This is a genomic window from Bacillus sp. 05T31, from assembly GCF_056396725.1.
The window spans coordinates 1-3,482 of record NZ_JBFTMA010000482.1 but is presented as its reverse complement, the minus strand read 5'-3'; the positions used below and the strand labels follow the sequence as shown (position 1 = coordinate 3,482).

The window sequence follows — 3,482 nt, the reverse complement described above, 5'->3', positions numbered from 1 at the left end:
CCCATTCATTGAAAGAAAAATAGCTATTTCTAATGTCATAAATATATAACTCCTTTATTAGTTAATAATTATAATATAGACTAAAAAGGTTTCAATACATGACACCTTTTATGGAGGGAAATATGAAAAAAACTGAACGAATAAATGATATGCTTATTTTCTTAAATAATAAAAGATATTTTAATTTAAAAGATTTAATGGTTAGATATGATATTTCTAAAAGTACCGCTCTACGAGATATTCAATCATTAGAAGAAATAGGTGTACCAATATATTCTGAACTAGGTAGAAATGGGAGTTATAAAATTATAGAAAATAGTGTGTTATCACCAATATATTTTAGTGTGGATGAAATGTATGCGTTATACTTTTCGATGCTTACATTAAATGGATACAAAACAAAGCCATTTAATATAGAAAGTATTGCGCTTGAAAATAAATTTAAACATGTATTACCTGATAATGTGAGTAAAAATATTTCAATCATGGAACGAACACTTTCCTTTGAAGTAACAAATCATAGTAACTTTAGTCCGTTCTTAAAAGAACTTTTACAGGGGATTTTTGCTGAACGGGTTTATCGTTTAACATATTTGAAAAAAGATGAGGAGAAAGCATTGGTCGCCCAATTTATTCGAATAGAATCTAAATTTGGACAGTGGTATGCTAAAATTTTTAATTTTGAGACAAGTAATGTTCAAATAATTAGATGTGATAAAATTCTTTCTATTATGGAAACAAGCAATACTAATCCAAAAAAGCTCGAAGAACTATTAAGTTATCTTACTACTTTTCACAGAAAGCCTGATGCAATTGATTTTATTGTCATTGTTAATCAAAAAGGAAAAGACATTTTTGATAAAGAGAATTATCCTTCCATGAGGATACAAAAAGAAAAAGAAAATTACATTATAACAGGCTATTTTAACAAGAAAGAAATTGATTTTATTTCAAGTTATTTTTTGAATTTCGGAAAAACGATTATCTCAATTCAGCCTGTCATGCTGAAAGATTTAATTTATAATAAGGTAGTATCTATAAAACATCATTTAACTTCTTTGAGATAAAGTTAGTTTTAATAATTCTTTTCGACATGAAAAAGCCCTTGAGATTTAAATATCCAAAGGGTTTTTTTATGATTTTGTTTGTTCTTTAGAAAAAATTATTTTTCTGGAACAGAAAGTCCGTAAAAGAACATCGTAACTATATCTTGTATATGTTTTTCTCGATTTCCTTCAAGAAGCTGTGCCCCGAAATCATCACCTAATTTAGTGAACATTTGAATGTARAGTAACATCATTTCTTTTGAAAGGTGTGGATTAATTTCATTTTTGCGCTGTGCTTGTTCTAATATTTCTAAATACCAAGGCAAGATTTTTTCGTTTTGATAACTATAAATAAATTCTCGGAGCGCTTCGTCTCTTTGCATCATTTGTAGTAACATATCAGGCTGAAATAACCCCCCAGTATTCATTTTTCTTACAATCATTTTTTGCATCATATCATGAAAAGGTAATTTTTCTTCTGCAAGCTCTTTATAATATTGAAATTCAGATATTATAAATTCTTGTATAAGTTCCCTAAATAACGCATCTTTACTTCCGAAATGATTATAAATTGTCACTTGAGAAACGTTTGCTTTTTTTGCAATATGTTCTATTTTCACTTCATTAAATCCACGTTCTGAAAATAATGAAAAGGCCGCATCTTTAATGGCACGTTTTTTCTTTTCTTTCACTTTTTCAAAGCCGTTCAATACAATCACCTCATTTAAAATATACAAGAAAAAATAATTGAAAACAATATTTTTGAAATATGGAGATATAAATATTTCAAAAAGTTGTTGCGAATATGAAAGATGAGGAGTACAATAATTTTGAAATATCACATGTTAAATATTTCAAAAAATGAGGTGAGTTTATGATTTCAGTTCAAAATGTTACAAAACAGTTTTCAAATGGAAAAGGCTTGTTTGATATTACATTTGAAGTGAAAGAAGGAGAAGTTTTTGGCTACTTAGGACCAAATGGTGCTGGGAAATCAACAACGATTCGTAATTTAATGGGATTTATAAAACCGACGGCTGGTAAAGCGACAATTTTCGGATTAGATTGTTGGAAAGATGCGGCGAAAATTCAAAGAGAAGTTGGCTATTTACCAGGAGAGATTTCTTTTATTGAAGGAATGAATGGATTAGAGTTTTTAAATTTGATGCAAGGAATGCATGGTTTAAAAAATATAAAAAGACGAGATGAATTGATAGAACGTTTGCAGTTCGATGTGAAAACACCAATTCGAAAAATGTCTAAAGGAATGAAACAAAAAGTAGGTATAGTTGCGGCATTTATGCATGATCCAGAAGTGTTAATTTTAGATGAACCGACATCAGGACTCGATCCACTTATGCAACAAGTATTTATAGATTTAATATTAGAGGAAAAGCAAAGAGGAAAAACAATCCTTATGTCATCACATATTTTCACTGAAATTGAGAGAACTTGTGACAGAGTAGCTATTATTAAAGATGGTTGTCTTGTAACCGTTGAAAACATTCATGATTTACAAGRMATGAGAAGACAGGTGATAGATGTAACAGTATCATCTCAAGAAGAAATCGAGTCTCTTAAACAATGTGATTTGCAATTTGAAGGAGTGAAAGGTAGAGAGGCGTCAATTATTGTGCAAGGAAACTATCAAACTGTTTTACAAATACTTTCAAACTATAATGTAACGGCACTTCAAACGAGAGCGACGGATTTAGAACATTTATTTATGCATTATTACGAGAAGAAAGAAGGGATAAAGCATGAATAAACAACTATTTTTAGCTAGTTTGAAAGAAACGAAAAAAAGTATATTGAGCTATGCTACTGGTGCAGCGCTTTATTTATGGTTATTAATTTGGATATTCCCATCGATGGTTTCAGCGAAAGGGTTAAATGAATTAATAAGTGCCATGCCTGATAGTGTAAAAAAAATCGTTGGAATGGAAAGYCCAATTCAAAAYGTAATGGATTTTTTAGCTGGKGAGTAYTATAGCCTATTGTTTATTATCATTTTAACAATTTTTTGCGTCACGGTTGCAACGCATTTAATTGCTCGTCATGTAGATAAAGGGGCGAWGGCATATTTATTAGCAACACCTGTATCAAGGGTGCAAATTGCAATTACACAAGCTGCTGTTCTCATATTGGGGCTACTAATAATTGTAATTGTTACTTATGTAGCTGGTATATTAGGTGCAGAATGGTTTTTAAAAGATAATAACTTAAATCGAGAATTATTTTTGAAAATAAACATAGTCGGAGGGCTTATATTTTTAGTAGTTAGTGCCTATTCATTTTTCTTTTCTTGTATATGTAATGATGAAAGAAAGGCACTTAGCTACTCAGCCAGTTTAACAATCTTATTTTTCGTATTAGATATGGTAGGGAAATTAAGTGATAAGTTAGAGTGGATGAGAAATATGTCATTATTTACAC

At 29.9% G+C, this 3,482-nt stretch carries 4 protein-coding genes; 3 read left to right on the top strand and 1 reads right to left on the bottom strand.

Translation table 11 applies throughout. The annotated features are described in order from the left end of the window. Positions 1-98: 98 nt before the first annotated feature. Entirely contained in the window at positions 99-1,067 is a 969-nt protein-coding gene (locus AC1DJR_RS22405) for a helix-turn-helix transcriptional regulator (protein ID WP_429687862.1), read from the top strand. 95 nt (positions 1,068-1,162) lie between these two features. Here the strand turns inward: AC1DJR_RS22405 and AC1DJR_RS22400 are convergent, their stop codons facing one another. After that, the gene (locus AC1DJR_RS22400) at positions 1,163-1,756 is read right to left on the bottom strand and encodes a TetR/AcrR family transcriptional regulator (protein ID WP_060750794.1); all 594 of its coding nucleotides are present in this window, start codon (positions 1,754-1,756) and stop codon (positions 1,163-1,165) included. A 164-nt stretch (positions 1,757-1,920) separates the two neighbouring features. Here AC1DJR_RS22400 and AC1DJR_RS22395 point away from each other — a divergent pair, with 164 nt between their 5' ends. After that, complete coding sequence (locus AC1DJR_RS22395) at positions 1,921-2,814, top strand: ABC transporter ATP-binding protein (RefSeq protein WP_477003535.1); 894 nt, start codon at positions 1,921-1,923, stop codon at positions 2,812-2,814. After that, the coding region (locus AC1DJR_RS22390; RefSeq protein ID WP_477003534.1) for an ABC transporter permease subunit at positions 2,807-3,482 on the top strand (676 nt) is incomplete at its 3' end. The genes AC1DJR_RS22395 and AC1DJR_RS22390, both read left to right, overlap by 8 nt.